The sequence below is a fragment of the Catenulispora pinistramenti genome, assembly GCF_018274385.1.
GTDB classification, from domain to species: domain Bacteria; phylum Actinomycetota; class Actinomycetes; order Streptomycetales; family Catenulisporaceae; genus Catenulispora; species Catenulispora pinistramenti.
This window is the reverse complement of sequence record NZ_JAAFYZ010000445.1, coordinates 1-2,327: the sequence shown is the minus strand read 5'-3', so window position 1 is coordinate 2,327 and position 2,327 is coordinate 1. Positions and strand designations below refer to the sequence as shown.

The window sequence follows — 2,327 nt, the reverse complement described above, 5'->3', positions numbered from 1 at the left end:
GCGGTGGAGTGGGCCGGGGCGGCGCCGAGCGGGGTGGTCGGGCTGGTGGTGGCCAACGAGTGGTTGGACAACGTGGTGTGCGACGTCGCTGAGGTCGGGGCGGACGGGGTCACTCGGATCGTGGAGGTGCGGACGGCCGGTGAAGCGGAGCCGTCGGGCGCGGAGGTGCGGACGGCCGGTGAAGCGGAGCGGTCGGGCGCCGAGGCGGCGGTCGGGGACCGGACCGAGGCGAGCGCGGACAGTGGCACGGAACGACTGGGGACCGTGCCCGATGCGGAGCAGCGGGAGTGGCTGGCACGGTGGTGGCCGCTGGGCGGCGAACCCGGCGCCCGGGCCGAGATCGGCCTGGACCGGGACGCGGCGTGGCGCTGGCTCGTGGACCGGCTCGACCGGGGCGTCGCGGTGGCCGTCGACTACTCCCACACCGCGGCCGACCGTCCGCGCTTCGGCACGCTGACCGGCTACCGGGACGGGCACCAGGTGCCCGCGGTGCCGGACGGGACGTGCGACATCACCGCGCACGTGGCGCTGGACTCCTGCGCGGCGGCGCTGGGGCCGGGGATCGAGACCGTGCTGACCACGCAGCGTGCCTACCTGCGGGAGCTGGGGATCTCCGGCGCGCGCCCGGATCTGGCGCTGGCCTCGTCCGATCCGCTCGGGTACCTGCGCGGGCTGAGCCGGGCCTCGGCGGCGGCCGAGCTCACCGACCCGGCCGGGCTCGGCGGGTTCGGCTGGCTGGCGGCCTTCTCAGGCTGCTGAGGCGCAAGCGCCGGATCGCGCCAGAGCAGCTCTATCGCGCCACCCCGCAACCGCCGTCGCAGAGCCCGCATAACGCCTCGACGACGATCCGCACCCCCGCGTTTCGCCGACTGCGTTTGGGATAAAGCGTCCGGTTGCGCCCCGACTTTGTCAGACCCGCTCGCTAGAATGTGTGTATGACAGCATTCTTCAGCAAGAAGGATCTGGAGCGGCTGGCTGGGCCGCGTTCCTATCAGCGGGGGGTGGCCTCCGTCCCGGCCGTCGACGCCCTGGGGACTTCGGGGGCGGAGATCACGGCGACGGTCTACGGGTCGGAGCCGTGGCAGGTGCGGCTGGACCGGCGGCCGGCCGGTCTGGACTACTCCTGCGACTGCCCGCGCGGGATGGTCGGGGAGTTCTGTCGGCACTGCGTCGCGGTCGGGCTCGTGTATCTGGACGGGCCGGTCGAGAAGACGCGCAGCGCGGAGTTCATCGCCGCGCAGCGGGAGATCGCGGGGCTGCGGCGGCTGTTGGGGATCCTGGACCGGGAGGATCTGATCGGCCTGCTGCTGGACTGCGCGCACGACGACCACGACCTGCGCCGGCATCTCGCCGCGCGGGTCGACGAGATGGTGGCGCCGGGCACCGACGTCAACGACACCGAACTGCGGCTTGCCGATGTCCGGGCCCTGACCGACCCGGCCAGCGCCATCCCGGTCTACAAGAAGCACATCGAGGCGCGGATAGCGGCCCGGAACCGCCGCGACTACGCCGAAGCCGCGCGCTACCTCCAGCACCTGAAGGCGGCGTACCAGCGGCTGCACCTCAAGTCCGAGGCCGTGGCCTACATCGAGGGACTGCGCGCGGCCAACGCGCGCAAGCACAACCTGCTGGACGAACTGGCCAAGCGCGGCTTGTAGCCGAAGCCGCGGCAGCGAGTACAGCACCCGAACGACCGGCGGCCGCCATGGGGCGGCGGCCGCCGGTCCCCCTTTTGCTACTGACCCAGGTCTTCTTTGCTACTGACCCAGGTCCTCGCCTACTACGTCCTCACGCGCCATCCGTTCCCGCCGCTTCATCAGCGTCCACCACAACAGCAGCGCCAGACACACCGCCAGCAGCCCGGCCGCGACCAGGATCGTCGGGCTGCTCGAGGAGGACCCGGCGCCCGGGGTGCCCGCCGCGTCGTTCGAGCTGGCCGGCGCCGGGGTCGGGGTCGGGGTGCCGGACGCGCTCGGGGTGGCCTCGGAGCCGTCGGTGCTGCTGGTGGTCGGCCCGGGGGTCGCAGAGCTGCTCGACGGGACCGACGGAGTCGACGGGGCCGAAGGCGTCGGCTGCTGCTGCGGCGGCGGCTGCACCGTGACCGTGCCGGCCACGGACGACTGCCCCACGAGCGTCAGACCGGTCGGGCCGAGCATCACCGGGACCGCCAACGGCTGGGCCGGTGTCGGCGAGGACGGCAGGCCCGGCGCGGAGGCCAAGCCCGACCCTGACCCTGACCCTGACCCCGACCCCGAGGCCGAACCCGAGCCCGAACTCGGTCCCGTGGCCGATCCAGACGTCGAACCCGACGTCGAACCCGGCCCCGC

At 73.3% G+C, this 2,327-nt stretch carries 2 protein-coding genes and 1 pseudogene; all 3 read left to right on the top strand.

The window, feature by feature from the left end:
- On the top strand, window positions 1-759 hold a 759-nt coding region (locus tag KGQ19_RS48335), incomplete at its 5' end, for an SAM-dependent methyltransferase (protein ID WP_212022345.1).
- Between the two features lie 176 nt (window positions 760-935).
- Window positions 936-1,658 (top strand): SWIM zinc finger family protein, encoded by a 723-nt coding sequence (locus tag KGQ19_RS48330; RefSeq protein ID WP_212022343.1) that lies wholly within the window; start codon window positions 936-938, stop codon window positions 1,656-1,658.
- A gap of 253 nt (window positions 1,659-1,911) precedes the next feature.
- Window positions 1,912-2,327, top strand: a pseudogene (locus tag KGQ19_RS48325) (hypothetical protein); the annotation flags it as partial.